Genomic DNA, 18528 nt, shown 5'->3' with positions numbered 1-18528 from the left:
CGCAAGCCCGTGCTAAACGCCTCGGCGAAGTTTCGAGAGGACCCCATGGCCAGGAAGCGCATCGATCAGTTGCTCGTCGAGCGTGGCGTCTTCGACAGTCGCGCCAAGGCCCGCGCGGCGGTGGAGGCCGGCCGGGTCGCCGTCGATGGCCGGACCGTCGCCAAGCCCGCGGAAGCGGTTGACGAGGAGGCCGAGATCCGGGCCGAGGCCGCGCATCCGTGGGTCGGGCGCGGGGCGCTCAAGTTGGTCCATGCGCTGGACCTGTGGCCTATCCGCGTGGAGGGACGCGTGGCGATCGATGTCGGCGCCTCGACGGGGGGCTTTACCGAGGTGCTGCTGTCGCGCGGCGCGGCCAAGGTGTTCGCCGTCGATGTCGGTCGCGATCAGCTGCACGCTCGGTTGAAGGCCGAGCCGCGCGTCGTGGACCTGTCGGGCGTCGACGCGCGCGCCCTGGACGACGGCCTGATCCCGGAGTCGCCGACGCTGGTGGTCAGCGACGTCAGCTTCATCTCCCTGACCAAGGCCTTGCCGGCGGCGCTGGGGCTCGCGGCGGCGGGCGCGGATCTGGTGGCGCTGATCAAGCCCCAGTTCGAGGCCGGACGCGAACATGTCGGCAAGGGCGGCCTGATCAAGGATCCCGAGATCATCGCCCGCGTCGAGACCGAGATCGCGGCGTTCGTCGGGGCCTCGGGTTGGTCGGTGAAGGGGCTCGCGGAGAGCCCGATCACCGGCGGCGAGGGGCAGGTCGAGCGCCTGATCTGGGCGACCAAGGGCTGAAACGAAATCGGCCGCCCTTTCGGGCGGCCGATGGTTTTCCGCGAGGCGGTGATCGACTTAGTCGACGACCTGATACTTGCCGCTGGCGTCGGGGCAGACGCGAACGAAGCGCTTCTGGACGCGGCCGTCCGGCAGGTAGATCGGGCTCTCGGCCAGGGTGCAGCCGTTGATGTCCGGCTGGTTGGCGCGGTCGTTGACGCGATAGCCGCTCTCGTAGCTGTGCTCGTAATAGGTTTCGCGACGCCGGTCGTCGTAGGAGCCCCGGCGATAGTAAGGATCGTCGTAGGAGCCGTTGTAGGCGGCCGGCGGCGGGGGGGGCGGAGGCGGCGGGGGCGGCGCTTGGCCGGGCGTGCAGGCGGCGGAGCTCTTGCCGATGCCCGCGCCGACCACGGCGCCCAGCAGGCCGCCGAGGACCGAGCCTTCGGTGCGACGGCCGTGGGCGGCGATGTTGCTGCCGATCACCGCGCCGATGCCCGCGCCGGCCAGACCGCCGCCGGTCTCCCGATTCGTCGTCGAGCGCCGGCAGGCGTCGTAGTAGTAGCCTTGATTGTCGTAGGCGCCGCTGGGCGGCGCGCCGTAGGCCTGAGCCGAGGCCAGGGTCGGCGACAGAACGCCGCAAACGAGGGCGACGGAGACGCCCAGAACGGTCTTCATCTTGGAGGTCCTGCTCTTCGAGGCGATCATGGTCATGAGAGAAGCTGTCTTTTTAGGGGCGGCCCCGCTCTCCGTCGAGAGAGCCGGGCGCGCCCGCGCCCATCCGTTGATATAGACATGAACCCGGCAACATGAACGGTCCCTGACCGACATATTCAGCTTGGCTTGTCCGCGCGGAAAATCGTCCGTCGCCCTAGTTTTAGGGTATGGACGGCGGATGCAAGACCTGACGATCAACGCCGTCGGCGCCCAAGGCGACGGACTTTCCCGCACCGAAGACGGCAAGCCGGCCTTCGTGCCGCTGACCTTGCCCGGCGAGCGGGTGCGCGCGACGATGGATGGCGCCCGGGGCGAGGTCGAGGCGATCCTCGCCGCTAGCCCCGACCGGATCGTGCCGAGCTGCAAGCACTTCGGGACCTGCGGCGGTTGCGCTTTGCAGCATTGGGCGGCCCAGCCCTATCTGGCCTGGAAGGCCGAGCAGATCCGCATCCAGCTGTCGATGGGGGGCCTGGAGACCGAGATTCTGCCGACCTTCGCCTCCCCACCGGCGTCCCGACGACGCGTGGCGCTCCACGCCCGCAAGGGCGGCAAGGGCCAGGGCGCGCGGCTGGGGTTCAAGGAACGCCGCTCGTGGAACCTGACGCCGATCGAGGAATGTCCGGTCACCGATCCACGGATCATCGCCGCCTTGCCGGCTCTGGCGCGTTTGGCCGAACCGTTCCTGGAGCATCCGAAGTCGGCCCCGACCCTGCATGTCACCCTGACCGGCACGGGTCTCGACATCGACGTCACGGGCGTGGAGCGCAAGAGCGGCGGCCTGTCGGCCGACGCCCGGATGCGCGCGGCCATGGCGGCCGGCGAGGGCGACTTCGCGCGGGTCACCTTGGCGGGCGAGACCGTCTATGGCGCGCGTCAGCCGCTGGTAAAGCTGGGCCAGGCGGTCGTCGCCCTGCCGCCGGGCGCCTTTCTGCAGGCCGTGCCGGCCGCCGAGCGGGCCATGGTCGATTTCGCGGTCGCCGAGAGCCAGGGCGCGAACCGGATCGCCGACCTCTATTGCGGGGTCGGCACCTTCACCTTCCGCCTGGCCGAGATCGCCGGGGTCTACGCCGCCGAGATGAGCGCTCCGGCCATCGCCGCCTTGAAGGCCGCCGTCGGCCCGACCTCGGGTCTCAAGCCGATCACCGCCGAGGCCCGCGATCTCGTCCGTCGTCCCGTGCTGAGCACCGAGCTGGCCAAGACCGACGTCGTCGTCATCGACCCGCCGCGCGCCGGCGCGGCCGAGCAGACGGTCGAGATCGCCAAGTCCAAGGTCGGCAAGGTGGTCGGGGTGTCGTGCAACCCCGCGACCTTCGCCAAGGACGCCCGCGTCCTGGTCGACGCCGGCTTCCGGCTGGAGAAGGTGGCGCCCGTGGACCAGTTCGTCTGGTCGCCCCATATTGAACTGGTCGGAGTGTTCACGCGCTGAGGCCGGGATGGACGAGATCGCGATAGGCGAGGGGCGGAAAAGAGCGGCGTTCGCGGCGGACGCCGCTGGCCAGCGCGCCAGGGCGATGGTCAAGGCCGCTTGGTGGACGGCCGCCGGCGCGCTTGCTCGAACCCTGACCCAGCCGACCCGAGGCGAGCAGGCGCGCGCGTTTTCGCCCAAGACCGCGCCGCCCGTGAAGGCGTCCTTGCGTCGGGCCTATCTGGAGGCGTTCGAGAAGGACGCTCGCGACGTGGCCGCCGGTCTCTATCCGCCGCTGGAGGATGGTCCGGCGCGCCCATCGACGGCTCTACGTGAGGCGGCCGACTTCGTCGCCGACGCCTTCGAGGTCGATCAGCGTCGCCGTCGGGGCGACGGCGTCGAGGTGCGCGAGGTGGTCGATAGTCCAGTCTATCCAAACTATTATCGCCAGAATTTCCACTACCAGTCCGGCGGATGGTTCACCGCCGAGAGCGCCCGGCGATACGACGCCCAGGTCGAGGCCCTGTTCTCGGGCACGGCGTCGGCGATGCGTCGACGGGGCCTGTCGCTGCTGGCTCGGCGCTGGCGCGGCCAGGATCATCGCAACGCGAAAATCCTCGACGTCGCCTGTGGTTCGGGCGGCTTTCTCAAAGACTTGAAGGCGACCTTTCCCCGCGCGGCCATCTCCGGCGTGGATCTGTCCGAGGCCTATCTGGCGCGGGCGCGCCAGCGCAGCGGTCTGGGCGGCGTCAAGGCCAAGGCCGAAGCCTTGCCCTTCGCGGATTCGGCTTTGGACGCGGTGACTTGCGTCTATCTCTTCCACGAGCTTCCGCCCCGGGTTCGTCCGTTGGTCGCCGCCAGCCTGGCGCGGGTGATCAAGCTTGGCGGCGTGCTGGTGCTGGTCGACTCGGTGCAGCCCGGCGACACCCCGGATCTGGCGCGGCTGCTTGAGGCGTTCCCCGTCTATTTCCACGAGCCGTATTATGGCAGCTACGCCGAGACCGATCTGCCGGCCCTGTTCGCCGAGGCGGGCTTGCGCCTGGTCGGCCAGGACCGCGCCTTCCTGACCAAGGCGCTGCTGCTGGAGAAGACGGCCGCCTGAGTTGCCTCCCCGCCATCGCCTTGGCTAAGCATGGACGGGGCGGGGACAAAACTTGCGGAACGAACCGACGGGACGGCGATACGAGACCCTGGACGGCCTGCGCGGCGTCGCGGCCGTCGCGGTGCTGCTTTATCACATCGGCGGCTGGACCGGCCGGCCCTGGCTGGCGACCCACGGCTACCTGGCCGTCGATTTCTTCTTCTGCCTGTCGGGTTTCGTGCTGGCTCACGCCTATGGCCGGCGCGACATCGGCTGGCTGGGCTTCATGCGGGAGCGGCTGATCCGGCTTTGGCCGCTGATCGCCATCACCATGTTGGCTGGCGCGACGGTGATTATCCAGCATCGGGAGCGCGTCCCTGGATGGCTGGTTCTGGGCTTGCTGATGATCCCGCGCCTCTGGACCCAGGACGACGGGTTCTCCCCGATTTTTCCCTTGAATCCGCCGGCCTGGTCGCTCTTCTTCGAGCTTCTCGTCGGCGCGGCCTGGTTTCCTCTGCGGCGGTTGGGCACGATGGGGCACGTGCTGCTGGGCGTGCTGCTGACGCCAGCCATGCTGTTCATCGCCCACGGCATGGGCGGGGTGCTGACGGGCTGGGACCGGGCGACCTTCGTCATCAGCCTGATCCGCACGGCGTGTTCGTTCACACTGGGTTGGGCCTGCTACCGGCTCCAGGGCTATACGCGACTGTCGCTGCCCGCCTGGCTGCTGGCGCTAGTCGTGGCGGCGGCTTTCTGCGCCCCGTGGACCGCCTTGAACTGGCTGTACGACTTCGTCTGTCTGGGCCTGGTCTTTCCCTTCGTGGTGCTGGCGGGACGCGGCGATCCCGACGGCTTTGGGGGCGCGCTGTGCCGCGTTTCCGGCGCGATCTCCTATCCGCTCTACGTCCTGCACTGGCTGGGCTGGGAGCTTCTGCTGCGCGCCTTTCGGGCGATGGGCGGCGAGGGCTATCCAGCCGGCTTCGCGCTGACGGCCATTCCGCTGATCCTGGCCGGCGCCTGGGCCATGCTGAAGCTCTATGACGAGCCGGTTCGCCGTCGCCTGAAGGCGCTCTAAAAAATCTCCGCCCGCTGTCGGAAGCGGGCATAGTCCCCCGTCCTTGGGACGAACGAGGAAGCTTCCATGCTGTACGCCATCCTTTGCTACAATCAGGAAGACGTGATCTGCGGCTGGTCCAAGGCGCACGAGGACGAGGTCATGACGCGCCTGGGCGCGGTGCAGGAGAAGCTGGCCCGCGAAGGCCGCCTGGGTCCCGTCGCCCGTCTGATGCCCACGACCGCAGCCACGACGCTGCGCAAGGACCGCGAGCCGCCGCTGGTGCTGGACGGGCCGTTCGCCGAGACCAAGGAGCAGCTTCTGGGCTTCTACGTCGTCGACTGCGACTCCCTCGAGGGCGCGCTCGACATCGCTCGCGATCTGGGCAAGGCCAATCCGGGCCGCTCCTATGAGATCCGTCCGATCGCGCTGTTCAATCCGGCGCCGACGTCGGAGGCCGTCGGGACGTGACCGAACTGGGCTGGATCGAGGGAGCGATCACCGCCGCCCGGCCCCAGGCCATGGCCGCCCTGCTGCGGTACTTCCGGGACATGGACGCCGCGGAGGAGGCCTTTCAGGAGGCCTGCCTGCGCGCCCTGAAGTCCTGGCCCCAGAAGGGGCCGCCCCGTGATCCGACCGCCTGGCTCATCCTGGTGGGGCGCAACGCCGCCGTCGACGCCGTCCGCAAGTCCAGCCGAAACACCGCGCTGCCGCCCGAGGAACGGCTCTCCGACCTGGAGGACGCCGAGGCCCGGGCCGCCGAGCGCCTGGACGGTTCGCGTTATCAGGACGACGTCCTGAGGCTGCTGTTCATCTGCTGCCATCCGGACCTGCCGTCCACGCAGCAGATCGCGCTGGCCTTGCGGGTCGTCTCTGGCCTGTCGGTCCGCGAGATCGCGCGCGCCTTCTTGGTCAGCGAGGCGGCGATGGAGCAGCGGATCACCCGCGCCAAGGCCCGCATCGGCGCGGGCGACGCGCTGTTCGAGGCGCCGGGACCGATCGAGCGCGCCGAGCGTTTCGCGGCCGTGGCGGCGATGATCTACCTCCTGTTCAACGAGGGCTATTCGGCCAGCGGCAAGGCGCTCGAAGCCAAGGGCGGGCTGTGCGACGAGGCGATCCGCCTGGCGCGGCTTCTGCTGCGCCTGTTCCCGTCCGAGCCCGAGATGATGGGGCTGACCGCGCTATTGCTGATCCAGCACGCGCGCTCGGACGCGCGCTTCGATGCCGACGGTTTGGCGATCCTGCTTGAGGATCAGGACCGAAGTCTCTGGAATCGCGAAATGATCGGGGAGGGGCTGGCGCTGATCGACAAGGCGATGCTCAAGCGAGATCCCGGTCCCTACCAGGTCCAGGCCGCCATCGCCGCTCTGCACGCGCGGGCCGGCAGCCCGGAGGATACCGACTGGGTCGGCATCGACGCCCTCTATGCCACGCTGGAGATCATGCGGCCTTCGCCGGTGATCACGCTGAATCGCGCCGTGGCCGCCGCGAAGGTGAGAGGCCCCGAGGCGGCGCTGGCGATGATCGCGCCGCTCGAACGTCCTCTCGCCGCCTATTTCCACTACCAGGGCGCGCGCGGGGCCTTCCTGATGCAGGCTGGCCGCAAGACGGAGGCGCGTGAAGCCTTTAACCGCGCCATCGCCCTGGCCTCGACGGCGGCCGAAGCCGCCAATATCCGACAGTATCTCGATCGCTTGTCGGCGGAGGCGGAAAGGCCTCACCGTTAGCGCGGCGTCTGGTCGGGCTGGTCGCGTTCGCGATGAGCGCCTCCGTGCGGCGCTTTTTTGTTCTTGTTATGTTCTGAAATTGGGCTCATAGTCGCGCGATGTCCGAGGCCGTGAAACTCAAGCCGACGCCCAAGGGACGAGGCGCGAAATCCAATCGAACCGGGCGCTTCGAAGCGGAAGTTCGCGAGGCGTTCGATGACGGTTGGGGCGAGGAGGAAAGCCCCAAGCCGCTGCGCACCGAGCTGCAACCGATGAAGTCTCGGACGATCATCGCGCGCAACCAGAGCCCGGACGTCGGCTTCGATCGGTCGATCAATCCGTACCGCGGCTGCAGTCACGGCTGCATCTACTGCTACGCGCGGCCCAATCACGCCTATCTGGGCCTTTCCCCGGGCCTGGACTTCGAGAGCAAGATCTTTTTCAAGCCCCACGCGGGCCAACTGCTGGAGAAAGAACTGGCCAAGGCCAGCTACAAGCCGGCGACGATCCATATCGGCGGCGACACCGACCCCTATCAGCCCGACGAAAAGCAACTGCGCGTGACGCGTCAGGTGATCGAGGTGCTGGAGCGCCACGGGCACCCGTTCACGATCATCACCAAGTCGGCCCTGATCCTGAGAGATCTCGACATCTACGCCCGGCTGGCGGCGCGGAAGCTGACGCGGGTGGCGATCTCGATCACCACGCTGGACCGCGCCTTGGCCCGCAGCATGGAGCCGCGCGCCGCGACGCCCGGCAAGCGGATCGAGGCGGTGCGGCGGCTGACCGAGGCGGGCGTGCCGGTGACGGTCATGTTCGCGCCGGCCATCCCCGGGCTGAACGACCACGAGGTCGAGGCGGTGCTGGAGGCCGCCTCGAAGGCCGGCGCGCGGGGAGCGGGCTATGTCGCCTTGCGTCTGCCACGCGAGATCGCGCAGCTGTTCGAGGAGTGGCTCGAGACCGATCATCCGGACCGCGCGCGCAAGGTGATGTCGCTGGTGCGCCAGATCCGCCAAGGGGAGACCTATCGATCCGGCTGGGGCGAGCGGATGGTCGGCGATGGTCCGGTGGCCGAGGTGCTGCGACAGCGGTTCCATCTGGCGGTCAAGAAGTTCGGCTTGGACCAACCCTGGACGCCATTGGACTGTCGTCAGTTCACGCCGCCCAGGCTGGGCGGCGCGCAGTTGGACTTGTTCGGATAGGGCGTCGGCGCCCTCTTGACCGCGTCGTCGTCCCTCGCGAAGCAGGGGCATGATCTCCGTCGTCCTCGTCGCCTCCGAAGACTTGCCGGGCCTGGCCGCCCAGATGGCCCTGCTGGTGCCCGCCGCCGTGGACGGTCTGGTCAAGGAGGTGATCCTGGTCGCCGATGGCGAGCCGGGCGTCGAGGCCCTGGTCGAGGACAGCGGGGCGCGGCTGGTGACGACCTCGGGCGACCGTCTGGCGGCGGGCGCGGCGGCGGCGCGGGGCGATTGGATCCTGACCTTGCGCGCGACACCGGCCCTGCGCGAAGGCTGGCGGGAGCCGATCGAGAAGCACCTGGCCGGCGGGGGCGGCGCGCCGGCCGTCCTGGTGGTTCCGGGCGGTGGTCTGCTCGGCAAGCTGGCGCCGCGCTGGCATGGCGTGCTGGTCCGGCGTCTGGACTGGCCGACACGCGCGGGCGACGAGAGGACGCTGGCCTCGGCCTTGAAGGCCAAGCGCCTAAGCTATTGAGACGCGGTCAGCTGGCCCATCAGCTGGTCGATCGAGGTCGGAGTCGCGATCTGTGGGTCTAGGCGGAAGTCCACCGTCCGCGCGCCGCTGGCCACCGCGTCCAGGGTCTTGTTCTCGGCGCCAAGAAGCCGGCGATAGGTCCAGTAGCTGGCCATCACCTTCTCGACGTAGTTGCGGGTTTCCTTAAACGGCAGGCTCTCGATCAGCAGCAGGCTGTCGCAGTCGGCGCCCAGCTGGGCCAGGGTCTTGTTCAGCGTGCCCGGACCGCCGTTATAGGCCGCCACGGCGCGCAGCAGGTCGGGGCTCTTGAGGCCGCGATCCATCAGCCAGGTGAAATAGTCCTGGCCGGCGCGCAGGTTGAAGGCGGGGTCGAACAGCGGCGAGGTGTCCGACCGCAACTTGTCGTCGCCCACCGCGTCGGCGGCGGCGATGGGGCGCACCTGCATCAGGCCCATGGCGCCGGCGTTGGACACCGCCAGCGGATCGAAGCGGCTTTCCTGGCGCACCAGGGCGTAGACCAGCGCCTTATCGATCGTGAAGCCGCCAATCGGATCCAGCGGGGGCAGGGGATAGTCCTCGCCGCCGACCCGACGCACGGGGCGGCCGGCGTTGAGCGGAGCGTTGGCGTTCAGGGCCAGGGCCAGGGTGGTCCAGTCGGCGCGCAGGTTTTCATCTTCCGCCAGGGACAGGCCGGCGCGCAGCTCTTGCCCGGCCTCGCGCCACCGGCCGATCTGGGCCAGGGCGGCGGCGCGGCGGGCGCGCGGATCGGACTGCATCAGCCGATTGAGCGAAGCGGTGTCCGGTCCGGCATACGACGCGCGGGTGATCAGCGACGCGATCGGATCCTCGACTTCGTCCGCGAGGGCGACGCCGGACAGGGCCAGCTGTCGCGCGGCGATCATGCCGTAGAAGGTGTGCGGCGCGCGGGCGGCCTGGATCAGCAGTGTCCGGGCCTGGCGCTCGTGACCGCCCTGGCTGGCGGCGCGCGCGGCCCAGAAGGCGCCGGCCGCGCGCAACCACTCGTCCTCGTGCTCGTCGTCGGCGACCTGCTGAAAGTAGGCCTCGGCCTTGGCGGAGTCGCCCAGGCGGAACGAGGCCAGGCCGGCGATCCAGCGTTCGCCGCCGGCGACAGCCAGGGTCAGGGCCTTTTGCACGTCGCCCGAATAGTAGGCCTCGCGGGCGGCGCGGCCCTTGTCGGCCGGAGGAGGGTCTTTCTCTCCGGCGACGAAGAGCGCCGGAACCGGCGGTGGGGCGACCCGCTTTCCGGCGGGCTTGCGCTTGAGGGCCAGGGCGTAGATCCGGTCGGCGCCGGCTTCGTTGCCATAGGCTTTCAGCCACGCGGTCAGGTCCTGATAGCTGGCCGCGTAGGCGGTGGGATGCATGATCCGGGCGAAAGCCAGCCGGCCGCCCAGTTCACGGTCGTGGATATTGGCGAAGGCGGCCTTCGCGGCGTCGAAATCGCCGCGATCCGTGGCCGCGAAGGCCGCGCGATAGTAGCGCACATCGTCTTGGGACAACGGCTCCAGCGCGCCGGCGCGCGCCGAAAGCGCGGACGCGCAGAGGAGAAGGGCCGAAATCACGGCCAGAGGGCGAGCCCAAAGCTTCAAAAGCGATCCGCGCGTTCCCACGAACACGCGTCCCCCGTTCCGACTGGTCGGGACGAATGTCTAGTGGGGACGACCCGGTCGATCAAGTCTTTCGGTAAGCGTGAGAAGATCTTGCCAGGCCTTCTTCTTCTGCGCCGGCGTGCGCAGCAGGAAGGCCGGGTGCAGGGTCGGCATGGCCGGCAGTTCCATCGTCCGGTCTTCCGAGATCCATTCAAACCAGCGACCGCGCATCGACAGAATGCCCTCGTCGCGCTTGAGCATAGCTTTCGCCGAGGCGCCGCCGGCCAGCAGCAACATCTTCGGCTTCACCAGGGCGATCGCCCGTTCGACGAACGGGGCGCAGACGGCTTGTTCCTGGGGCGTGGGCGTGCGGTTGCCGGGCGGTCGCCAGAAGACCGTGTTGGTGATGAAGACCCGCCCCTCCAGGCCCGCCGCCTTGAACATGCGGTCCAGCAACTTGCCGGCGCGGCCCACGAAAGGCTGGCCCTGGGCGTCCTCGTCGGCCCCGGGGCCCTCGCCGATCACCATGACCGGAGCATCGGCCGCGCCGCGCGAGAACACGGCCTGCTTGGCGCCTTGCATCTTCAGCGGACAGCCATCGAAGGCGGCGATGGCGGCGGCCAGGCTCGGCAGGTCGTCGCAAGAGGCCGCCGCGGCCTTGGCGGTCGCGACGGCCGAGGCGATATCCGGGGCGCGGGCGACGACGAGGCCCGGACGGGCCGCCGGCGGAGGCGGGGGCGGCGGCTGGCTGCGGACCCGGAGCATCGCCGCGCCCTCGGCCAAGCGATCGATCGGCGCGTCCGCGTAGGAGGCCTCGACGCCGGCGTCGGCCCAGAAGGCGAGCAGGCTTTCGATGGCGCGTTGATCCACGGCGAGGCTCATCACTCCTCATTAGAGCGAGACCGCCAAAAGCGGGAGCGGTTTTGGCGCGCGCCGGGCTTCAAAATGCAAAGGCGTGAGCGCCTCCGAACTGGCGCGGGCGCGCATCGAGCTCGGCCTTCACATTGCGTCGCAGCAAAAAAGCGAAATCTGGCGCTTGACCGCCACCGCGTCACGTTCTGATAAGCTGTGACTCAAACAGTCATAAGACGGGCCGCCTGAACCAAGGCGATAGGCTCGACCGGGAGACCCTATGAGCGAAGACCTCGAACGCGAGTCGATGGAATACGACGTCGTCATCGTCGGCGGTGGTCCCGCGGGCCTGTCGGCGGCGATCCGATTGAAGCAGATGGCGGCCAAGGCCGGGACCGAGATCTCGGTGGCCCTGCTGGAAAAGGGCTCGGAAGTCGGCGCCCACATCCTGTCGGGCGCGGTGATCGATCCCAAGGGCTTGGCCGAGCTCTTCCCGAACTGGAAGGAAGAGGGCGCGCCGCTGGAGACGCCGGTCACCAAGGACCGCTTCAAGCTGCTGGGGCCGCAGGGCGAGCTCTCCCTGCCGATGTTCGCCATGCCGCCGTTCATGCACAACCACGGCTGCTACATCGCCTCGCTGGCCAATGTCACCCGCTGGCTGGCGACCAAGGCCGAGGAACTGGGCGTCGAGATCTATCCGGGCTTCGCGGCCTCGGATCTGGTCTGGAACGACGACGGCTCGGTCAAGGGCGTGATCGTCGGCGTGGTCGGCATCGCCAAGGACGGCCACCACAAGCCGGACTATCAGCCGGGCATGGAGCTGCACGGCAAGTACGTGTTCATCGCTGAAGGGGTGCGCGGCTCGCTGGCCAAGCAACTGATCGCCAAGTTCAAGCTGGACGAGGGCAAGTCGCCGCAAAAGTACGGCATCGGCATCAAGGAGCTTTGGCAGGTCCCGCCCGAGAAGCACCAGCCAGGCCTGGCCGAGCACACCACCGGCTGGCCGCTGGACAACAAGACCGGCGGCGGTAGCTTCATGTACCACTTCGGGGACAACTACGTGGCCATCGGCTACGTCGTGCACCTGAACTACAAGAACCCATGGCTGTCGCCGTTCGACGAGTTCCAGCGCTTCAAGCAGCATCCGTCCGTCCGGCCTCACCTGGAAGGCGGCAAGCGCATCGCCTACGGCGCGCGCGCCATCACCGAGGGCGGCTACCAGTCGGTGCCGAAGCTGACCTTCCCGGGCGGCGCGCTGATCGGGTGCTCGGCCGGCTTCGTCAACGTGCCGCGCATCAAGGGCAGCCACAACGCCGTCAAGACCGGGATGCTGGCCGCCGAGGCCGCCTTCGAGGCGGTGCAGGCGGGCCGCGCCAGCGACGAGCTGACCGCCTACCAGGCGTCCTACGAAAAGTCGTGGGTCGCCAAGGAGCTGAAGGTCGTCCGCAACGCCAAGCCGCTACTGGGCAAGTTCGGCACGGCCTTGGGCGGCGCCTTCGGCATGTTGGACATGTGGACCAACCACCTGTTCGGCTTCTCGTTCTTCGGCACCCTGCCGCACGACAAGACCGACGCCGCCTCGACGGGCCTGGCCAAGGACTACCAGCCGATCGTCTATCCCAAGCCCGATGGCGTGATCAGCTTCGACAAGCTCTCGTCGGTGTTCCTGTCGGCCACCAACCACGAGGAAGACCAGCCGGCGCACTTGAAGCTGAAGGATCCGTCGATCCCGATCGCGGTCAACCTGCCCAAGTACGGCGAGCCGGCGCGCCTCTACTGCCCGGCCGGCGTCTACGAGGTGCTCTACAACGAGCAGGGCCAAGACCCGCGCTTCCAGATCAACGCCCAGAACTGCGTCCACTGCAAGACGTGCGACATCAAGGATCCGTCTCAGAACATCACCTGGACCACGCCCGAGGGCGGCGGCGGTCCGAACTATCCGAACATGTGACAAGACACGCCTCCCAGGTCTTCCTGGGAGGCTTTTTCTTGCAGGCCGCGCCGAAACCTCGGAGGGTGCGGGGATGACGCGTATCCAAGCTTTTCTCGCCTGTGTTTCCGTTTCGGTTCTGAGCGCCTGCGCCGCCGCGCCGGACGCGCGGATCCCGCTGAGAGGAGCGGTCGGGCAGAACGTGCGGCTGTTCGACACCCGCACCGCCTATGGCCAGTTCCTGGCGGGCCAGGCGGCGTTGCGGGACGGCAAGTCGAAGGAGGCGGCCAGCCTCTTCGAGGCGGCGTCGACGCTGGGCGACGATCCCGGCGTGCTGGCCGAGCGTTCGTTCACCGCGCTGGTCATGTCGGGCGAGATCAGCCGCGCGGCGGCCATAGCGCCGAACGGTCCGGACACGCCCGAGGCGATCAAGCGCTTGGGCGTGCTGACTCGCGTGGTCGAGGCTCTGGCGGTCGGCAAGGGCAAGGACGCCCAAGCCCTGCTGAAGAGCGATCCTCCCGGTTTCCCGCACCAGCAGGCGGCGGCCTTGCTGGCCCCCTGGGCCGCCGCCGCTGCCGGCGATAAGGACGGCGCGATCGTCCAGCCGGCGCTGCGCGGCGACAAGCTGGTGCAGTTCTTCGGCCAGCAGGGCCAGGCGCGGCTGTTCGAGCGCGCCAAGCGCTATGACGAGGCCGAGACCGACTACAAGGCCCTGACCAGCGACACGACGACGGCCAGCATCTTCACGTTGGACTATGGCGCGTTCCTGGAGCGCCGAAATCGTCAGGCCGACGCCGTGGCTCTCTACGACAGCGCCCTGCGCGCGGCGCCGAACGACACGGGCCTGCTGCGAGCCCGGGCCCGCGCCGTCGCCAAGGGTGCGCCGCCGGCGGCGCCGACCCTTCGCCAGGGCGCGGCGGAGGGGCTGGTGGCCTGCGCGGCCACCTTCGCCGGCGAGCGTCAGACCCAATTCGCGCTGGCCTATCTGCGCCTGGCTCTGCGCCTGGATCCCGATCGCGACGAGGCCTGGGTGCTGGTCGGCGACCTCCTGAACCAGAACCAGGACTCGAGGGGCGCGATCGAGGCCTATGGCCACGTGCCGCCTGGCGCGCCGCACTATGCTTCGGCCCAGAGCAAGATCGCCTGGGCCTGGAACGACCTGGGCGACAAGGCCAAGGCCTTGGAAGTGGCGCGCGCCGCCGCCAAGGCCGCCCCCGATGATCGCGACGCCCAGGTGGCCCTGGCCGACCTGCTGCGCGCCAACAGCCAGTGGAGCGAGTCGGTGGCGGTGCTGGACCCGCTGATCGCCCGCGAGGCGGCCAGCCCGGATTGGCGACTGTTCTATCTGCGCGCGGTGGCCCTGGACCAGGCCGGTCGCTGGCCGGACGCCGAGCGCGATCTGAAGAAGGCCTTGGAGCTTAATCCCGACGAGCCCGAACTGCTGAACTTCCTCGGCTATACCTGGATCGATCGCAACGAGCACGTGCCCGAGGCCCTGGTCATGGTCCAGCGCGCCGTGCTGGCGCGGCCGCAGTCGGGCGCGATGCTGGATTCGCTGGGCTGGGCCTATTATCGCCTCGGCGACTACAAGGCCGCCGTCGAGAAGCTGGAGGGCGCGGTCGAGCTGGAACCGGGGGATCCCGACGTCAATGGCCACCTGGGCGACGCCTATTGGCGCGTCGGCCGCAAGACCGAGGCGCAGTACCAGTGGCGGCGTGTCCTGACCCTGGAGCCGGACGAAAAGCAGAAGACCGAGGCCGAGGCCAAGCTGAAGAACGGTCTGGCGGCCGCCGGGCCGGCGACGACATCGACGATGGCGCACAACTGAGCTATCGGGCGGTTGTCCTATCCCAGGCTCGAGTGAGAGATCATGCGGCTTTCCGCCTTCGCCCCGGCCAAGGTCAATCTGTTCCTGCACGTGGGCGCGCCGGACGCCGAGGGCTACCATCCGATCAGCAGCCTGATGGTCTTCGCGGACGTCGGGGACCGGGTGGCGATCCAGCCGAGCGACGCGCCGGGATTCGAAACCTCGGGACCGTTCGGCGCGGCGATTCCGTCCGGCGCCGATAATCTCGTGGTTCGCGCCGCGCGCGCCTTTCACGCCAGGCTGGGCGGGCCGATTCCGCCGTATCGACTGATCCTGGACAAGCACTTGCCGATCGCCGCGGGGCTGGGCGGAGGCTCCAGCGACGCGGGCGCGGCGTTGAAGCTGCTGCGCGACGCGCTGGCTCCCTCGCTGTCCGATGAGGATCTCAAGCCGCTGGCCGCCAGCCTCGGCGCCGACGGCGCGGCGTGCCTGCGAGCCACGGCCCTGCTGGCCGAGGGGCGAGGGGAGATCCTGTCGCCAGCGCCAGAGTTGCCCGAACTGCACGCGGTGCTGGTCAATCCGGGCGTTCCATCGCCGACAGGGGCCGTTTATCGCGCCTATGACGCGGCCGTGCATCCCGAGGGCGCGGCGCTTCCATTCCTGCCCGCCAGTCTGGAAACCGCCGAGGAGATCGCCGGCTGGCTGGCCGTCGCCACCCGCAACGACCTCCAGGCGCCGGCGGTCGCGCTGGAACCGCGCATTAGCGAGGCGCTGGACGTTCTGAGCGCAGAGCCCGAAAGTCTGCTGGTCCGCATGTCGGGTTCGGGCGCGACCTGTTTCGCGCTCTGCGCCGGCGACATCGAGGCCGAGACCCTGGCCGAGCGGCTGGCGGTCCTGCGACCCGACTGGTGGGTGCGGCGCTGCCGCTTGAGCTGAGGAGCCCCGCATGAAGCGTCGAGACCTGCTCGCCGGCCTGGGAGGCCTGGCCGTCGCGCCGGGCCTGGCCAAGGCCCAGATTCTGAACCTCGCGCCGACGCCGATCGTGCCGGGGGCGGGCGACATCCTGGTCAGTCTTGAGACCAGCCTCGGTCCTATCGTCATCGCCTTAAAGGCGCGGCAGGCGCCGCTGACCACGGCCAATTTCCTGCAGTATGTCGACAAGAAGCTCTATGACGGCGCGTCGTTCTGGCGGTCGGCCAAGTCCAAGAGCCCGGTCGACTACGGCCTGATCGAGGGCGGGCTGCAGAGCGACCCGGCCAAGGTGCTCCCGCCGGTGGCGCACGAGCCGACCACCCAAACCGGTCTGCGCCATGTCGACGGCACGGTGTCCCTGGCCCGGCGCGCTCCCGGCACCGGCGACAGCGACTTCTTCGTCTGCGTCGGCGAGGCGCCGTATCTCGACGCCAATCCGGCGGCCGAGGGCGACAATCTGGGCTTCGCGGCCTTCGGTCAGGTGATCAAGGGCATGGAGGTCGTGCACAAGATCCTGAACCTGCCCACGCCGGGCAAGGCGACCAATCCGGTGATGGAAGGGCAGATGCTGGACCCAGTCGTGCCGATCGTGACGGCGCGGCGGATCTAGATCAGGCGGGCCAGCAGAACGACGCCTCCGGCCGCCGGGACCAGCAGCAATTGCGCCAGCACCGTGCCGGCCACGCGGCTGCCGGCGAACCAGACGACGGCGCGGCGGAAGGCGGCCTCGCTGACCCGGCCGTCCATCACATCGTCGGTCATGATCGAGAGCGCCGGGTCGATCAGCACGAACAGCAGGATGGTGGCGACGCCGTTGATCATCGAAGACAGGCTGACGGCCGTCACCCGGAACTGCGGGTCCAGATAGCCGGCGTAGAGCGACGCGAAGACGCCGACCGTCAGCAGGGCCTGGGCCAGAACGTTCAGGATGATCACCCGCGCCGGCACGTCGATCTTCTGCTTCAGCGTTTTCAGATGCGTGGGCGAGGGCATGGCGACCGCCTCACGGATATAGCCGACGCCGCCCTTGGCGAAGGCGTGCAGCAGCAGCTTGGGCACCGAGCGGTGGACTTGGAAGTGCGCCACGGCGCGCGTGAACAGGCGCTGGGCGGTCGGGATCGCCAGGGCCCCGACCAGGGCGGCCAGACTGGCGCTCGCCAGCAGCCACTGGAAGTCGCCGAGCAGATGTCCACCCGAGCCGTGCAGGAGGTTGCTCTCGATCCGCTTGGACAGGAACGGCCCCTGGAAGGCGTTCGAGGCTCTCGAAAGCAGGACCAGTACATTGAACAGCGCGAACGACATGGCGATGCGCCGCGTCCGGACCCCGGCGATGCGCACCGCGTAGGCCAGGGCGCCGATCAGGTGGATCACGAAGGTCAGGACGCAGAGCAGGAAGAGTTGGGCGTCCACTGAAGGCCTCCGTTGGATTGGCCCGAGCTTGGCCGATCGGCGGAAAAAGAGAAAGGGCGCGGAGATCGCTCTCCGCGCCCTTCGCCCCTCGACGTCGCGCCAGCCTTAGCTGTGGTAGGCGCGCTCGCCGTGTTCCGAGATGTCCAGGCCTTCCTCTTCGGCCTCGGCCGAGGCGCGGATGCCCATGATCAGCTTGATCACGAAGAAGACGATGGCCGAGGCGACCAGCGACCAGATGATGGTCACGCCGACGGCCTTGATCTGGGCCATCATCTGGGTGACCAGGTCGTAGGCGCCGTTGTCGCAGGTCAGCAGGTCGCCGTCCTTGCCGCAGGTCGTGTAGTCGACGACGCCCGCGCCGCCCCACTTCGGATTGACCAGCAGGCCGGTGCCCAGGGCGCCGACGATGCCGCCGATGCCGTGGATGCCGAAGGCGTCCAGGCTGTCGTCATACTTGAAGGCGTTCTTCACGACCGAGCAGAAGAAGATGCAGACCGGCGAGACGACCAGGCCCAGCAGGATCGAGCCCATCGGGCCGGCATAGCCGGCGGCCGGGGTGACGGCGACGAGGCCGGCGACCAGGCCCGACGCCAGGCCAAGGGCCGAGGGCTTACCGCGGGTGGCCCATTCGACGACGATCCAGGACAGGCCGGCGGCGGCGGTGGCCAGGAAGGTGTTGATCATGGCCAGCGAGGCGCCGCCCGAGGCTTCCAGGTTCGAGCCGGCGTTGAAGCCGAACCAGCCCACCCACAGCAGGCCGGCGCCCACCAGGGTCAGGGTCAGCGAGTGCGGGGGCATCGGTTCCTTACCGTAACCCTGGCGCTTGCCCAGGATCAGGGCGCCGACCAGAGCCGCGATGCCGGCGTTGATGTGAACGACGGTGCCGCCGGCGAAGTCCAGCGCGCCGAAGCCCCACGACAGGCCGCCCTTCGGCGTCACGGTCGGGTTCAGGGCGATGGCGTCGGGGCCAGGCCACCACCAGACCATGTGGGCGATCGGATAGTACGACAGCAGCGGCCACAGGACGGCGAAGACCACCATGGCCGAGAACTTGAAGCGTTCGACCAGCGAGCCGACGACCAGGGCGGCGGTGATGGCCGCGAAGGTCGACTGGAACGCGATATAGGTGAATTCGGGGATGACGACGCCGGTCGAGAAGGTGGCGACGTTGCTCGACGGGGTCACGCCCTTCAGGAACAGACGGCTGAAGCCGCCGACGAAGGTGTCCCAGCTGCCGCCGTCCGAGAACGCCAGGCTGTAGCCCCACAGCGCCCAGGCCAGGATGCCGATGATGCCGACGGTCGAGACCTGCATCATGACCGACAGCATGTTCTTGGTGCGCACCAGGCCGCCGTAGAACAGGGCCAGGCCCGGGATGATCATCAGGAGGACCAGCAGGGTCGAGACCAGCATCCAGGCGTTGTCGCCCTTGTCGACCTTGTCGGTGATGGTCGGCGCGGCCTTCGGGGCGGGCGTGGCGGCCGGCGCGGCGGCCGCCGGAGCCGGAGTCGCGAGTCTACTCGT

17 protein-coding genes are annotated in these 18528 nt (G+C 68.9%); 12 read left to right on the top strand and 5 right to left on the bottom strand.

Translation table 11 applies throughout. The annotated features are described in order from the left end of the window. Positions 1-45 precede the first annotated feature (45 nt). Complete coding sequence (locus tag OR37_RS12295) at positions 46-777, top strand: TlyA family RNA methyltransferase (protein ID WP_004620216.1); 732 nt, start codon at positions 46-48, stop codon at positions 775-777. A gap of 57 nt (positions 778-834) precedes the next feature. On the opposite strand, the gene OR37_RS12290 is transcribed toward OR37_RS12295, so the two are convergent. Further along, complete coding sequence (locus tag OR37_RS12290) at positions 835-1467, bottom strand: hypothetical protein (RefSeq protein ID WP_004620213.1); 633 nt, start codon at positions 1465-1467, stop codon at positions 835-837. Positions 1468-1648: 181 nt separating this feature from the next. On the opposite strand from OR37_RS12290, the gene OR37_RS12285 reads away from it, so the two are divergent. The 7 genes from OR37_RS12285 to OR37_RS12255 all read left to right on the top strand — a co-directional run bounded on the left by OR37_RS12285 (position 1649) and on the right by OR37_RS12255 (position 8426). Further along, positions 1649-2896, top strand: coding sequence for a class I SAM-dependent RNA methyltransferase (locus OR37_RS12285; protein ID WP_004620212.1), 1248 nt, complete (start codon positions 1649-1651; stop codon positions 2894-2896). A gap of 7 nt (positions 2897-2903) precedes the next feature. Next, entirely contained in the window at positions 2904-3977 is a 1074-nt protein-coding gene (locus tag OR37_RS12280; RefSeq protein ID WP_004620211.1) for a class I SAM-dependent methyltransferase, read from the top strand. Positions 3978-4029: 52 nt separating this feature from the next. Further along, positions 4030-5031: an acyltransferase family protein gene (locus OR37_RS12275; RefSeq protein WP_004620209.1), complete on the top strand. Its 1002-nt coding sequence runs from the start codon at positions 4030-4032 to the stop codon at positions 5029-5031. A gap of 66 nt (positions 5032-5097) precedes the next feature. Continuing rightward, positions 5098-5481, top strand: a complete 384-nt coding sequence (locus OR37_RS12270; RefSeq protein ID WP_004620206.1) for a YciI family protein — start codon at positions 5098-5100, stop codon at positions 5479-5481. Then, positions 5478-6737, top strand: a complete 1260-nt coding sequence (locus OR37_RS12265) for an RNA polymerase sigma factor (protein ID WP_004620205.1) — start codon at positions 5478-5480, stop codon at positions 6735-6737. Before OR37_RS12270 ends, OR37_RS12265 begins: the two co-directional genes overlap by 4 nt. A 98-nt stretch (positions 6738-6835) precedes the next feature. Further along, positions 6836-7918: a PA0069 family radical SAM protein gene (locus tag OR37_RS12260; RefSeq protein ID WP_004620203.1), complete on the top strand. Its 1083-nt coding sequence runs from the start codon at positions 6836-6838 to the stop codon at positions 7916-7918. A gap of 49 nt (positions 7919-7967) precedes the next feature. Continuing rightward, entirely contained in the window at positions 7968-8426 is a 459-nt protein-coding gene (locus OR37_RS12255) for a hypothetical protein (protein WP_004620200.1), read from the top strand. On the opposite strand, the gene OR37_RS12250 is transcribed toward OR37_RS12255, so the two are convergent. Together OR37_RS12250 and OR37_RS12245 are read right to left on the bottom strand one after the other, a co-directional pair. Continuing rightward, positions 8420-10054 (bottom strand): lytic transglycosylase domain-containing protein, encoded by a 1635-nt coding sequence (locus tag OR37_RS12250; protein WP_004620199.1) that lies wholly within the window; start codon positions 10052-10054, stop codon positions 8420-8422. The two genes, OR37_RS12255 and OR37_RS12250, sit on opposite strands and share 7 nt — an antisense overlap. 39 nt (positions 10055-10093) lie before the next feature. Further along, entirely contained in the window at positions 10094-10915 is an 822-nt protein-coding gene (locus OR37_RS12245; protein ID WP_004620196.1) for a uracil-DNA glycosylase, read from the bottom strand. A gap of 250 nt (positions 10916-11165) precedes the next feature. Here OR37_RS12245 and OR37_RS12240 point away from each other — a divergent pair, with 250 nt between their 5' ends. From OR37_RS12240 to OR37_RS12225, 4 genes are all read left to right on the top strand, one after another. Then, entirely contained in the window at positions 11166-12836 is a 1671-nt protein-coding gene (locus tag OR37_RS12240) for an electron transfer flavoprotein-ubiquinone oxidoreductase (RefSeq protein WP_004620195.1), read from the top strand. 73 nt (positions 12837-12909) lie between these two features. Beyond that, positions 12910-14643, top strand: coding sequence for a tetratricopeptide repeat protein (locus OR37_RS12235; RefSeq protein ID WP_004620193.1), 1734 nt, complete (start codon positions 12910-12912; stop codon positions 14641-14643). A gap of 42 nt (positions 14644-14685) precedes the next feature. Then, positions 14686-15558, top strand: coding sequence for a 4-(cytidine 5'-diphospho)-2-C-methyl-D-erythritol kinase (locus tag OR37_RS12230; protein WP_004620190.1), 873 nt, complete (start codon positions 14686-14688; stop codon positions 15556-15558). 10 nt (positions 15559-15568) lie between these two features. Next, a complete protein-coding gene (locus OR37_RS12225) occupies positions 15569-16204 on the top strand; it encodes a peptidylprolyl isomerase (protein WP_004620189.1) in 636 nt (211 codons plus the stop codon). Here the strand turns inward: OR37_RS12225 and OR37_RS12220 are convergent. Then, positions 16201-17004, bottom strand: a complete 804-nt coding sequence (locus OR37_RS12220; RefSeq protein WP_004620187.1) for a lipid II flippase Amj family protein — start codon at positions 17002-17004, stop codon at positions 16201-16203. The genes OR37_RS12225 and OR37_RS12220 overlap by 4 nt on opposite strands. Before the next feature lie 105 nt (positions 17005-17109). Then, positions 17110-18528 (bottom strand): ammonium transporter (locus OR37_RS12215; RefSeq protein ID WP_004620185.1); only part of this gene is annotated, 1419 nt, incomplete at its 5' end.

It is taken from the genome of Caulobacter vibrioides OR37, assembly GCF_000372645.1.
GTDB classification, from domain to species: Bacteria; Pseudomonadota; Alphaproteobacteria; order Caulobacterales; family Caulobacteraceae; genus Caulobacter; species Caulobacter vibrioides_E.
The sequence above is the reverse complement of the archived record's forward strand: the minus strand, read 5'-3'. Positions and strand labels throughout refer to the sequence as shown.

Excerpts from the sequence above, each read along its gene's own strand:
- OR37_RS12295 (WP_004620216.1), top strand. The coding sequence starts at position 46 with ATGGCCAGGAAGCGCATCGATCAGTTGCTCGTCGAGCGTGGCGTCTTC.
- OR37_RS12290 (WP_004620213.1), bottom strand. The coding sequence starts at position 1,467 with ATGACCATGATCGCCTCGAAGAGCAGGACCTCCAAGATGAAGACCGTT.
- OR37_RS12285 (WP_004620212.1), top strand. The coding sequence starts at position 1,649 with ATGCAAGACCTGACGATCAACGCCGTCGGCGCCCAAGGCGACGGACTT.
- OR37_RS12280 (WP_004620211.1), top strand. The coding sequence starts at position 2,904 with ATGGACGAGATCGCGATAGGCGAGGGGCGGAAAAGAGCGGCGTTCGCG.
- OR37_RS12270 (WP_004620206.1), top strand. The coding sequence starts at position 5,098 with ATGCTGTACGCCATCCTTTGCTACAATCAGGAAGACGTGATCTGCGGC.
- OR37_RS12260 (WP_004620203.1), top strand. The coding sequence starts at position 6,836 with ATGTCCGAGGCCGTGAAACTCAAGCCGACGCCCAAGGGACGAGGCGCG.
- OR37_RS12255 (WP_004620200.1), top strand. The coding sequence starts at position 7,968 with ATGATCTCCGTCGTCCTCGTCGCCTCCGAAGACTTGCCGGGCCTGGCC.
- OR37_RS12245 (WP_004620196.1), bottom strand. The coding sequence starts at position 10,915 with ATGAGCCTCGCCGTGGATCAACGCGCCATCGAAAGCCTGCTCGCCTTC.
- OR37_RS12240 (WP_004620195.1), top strand. The coding sequence starts at position 11,166 with ATGAGCGAAGACCTCGAACGCGAGTCGATGGAATACGACGTCGTCATC.
- OR37_RS12235 (WP_004620193.1), top strand. The coding sequence starts at position 12,910 with ATGACGCGTATCCAAGCTTTTCTCGCCTGTGTTTCCGTTTCGGTTCTG.
- OR37_RS12230 (WP_004620190.1), top strand. The coding sequence starts at position 14,686 with ATGCGGCTTTCCGCCTTCGCCCCGGCCAAGGTCAATCTGTTCCTGCAC.
- OR37_RS12225 (WP_004620189.1), top strand. The coding sequence starts at position 15,569 with ATGAAGCGTCGAGACCTGCTCGCCGGCCTGGGAGGCCTGGCCGTCGCG.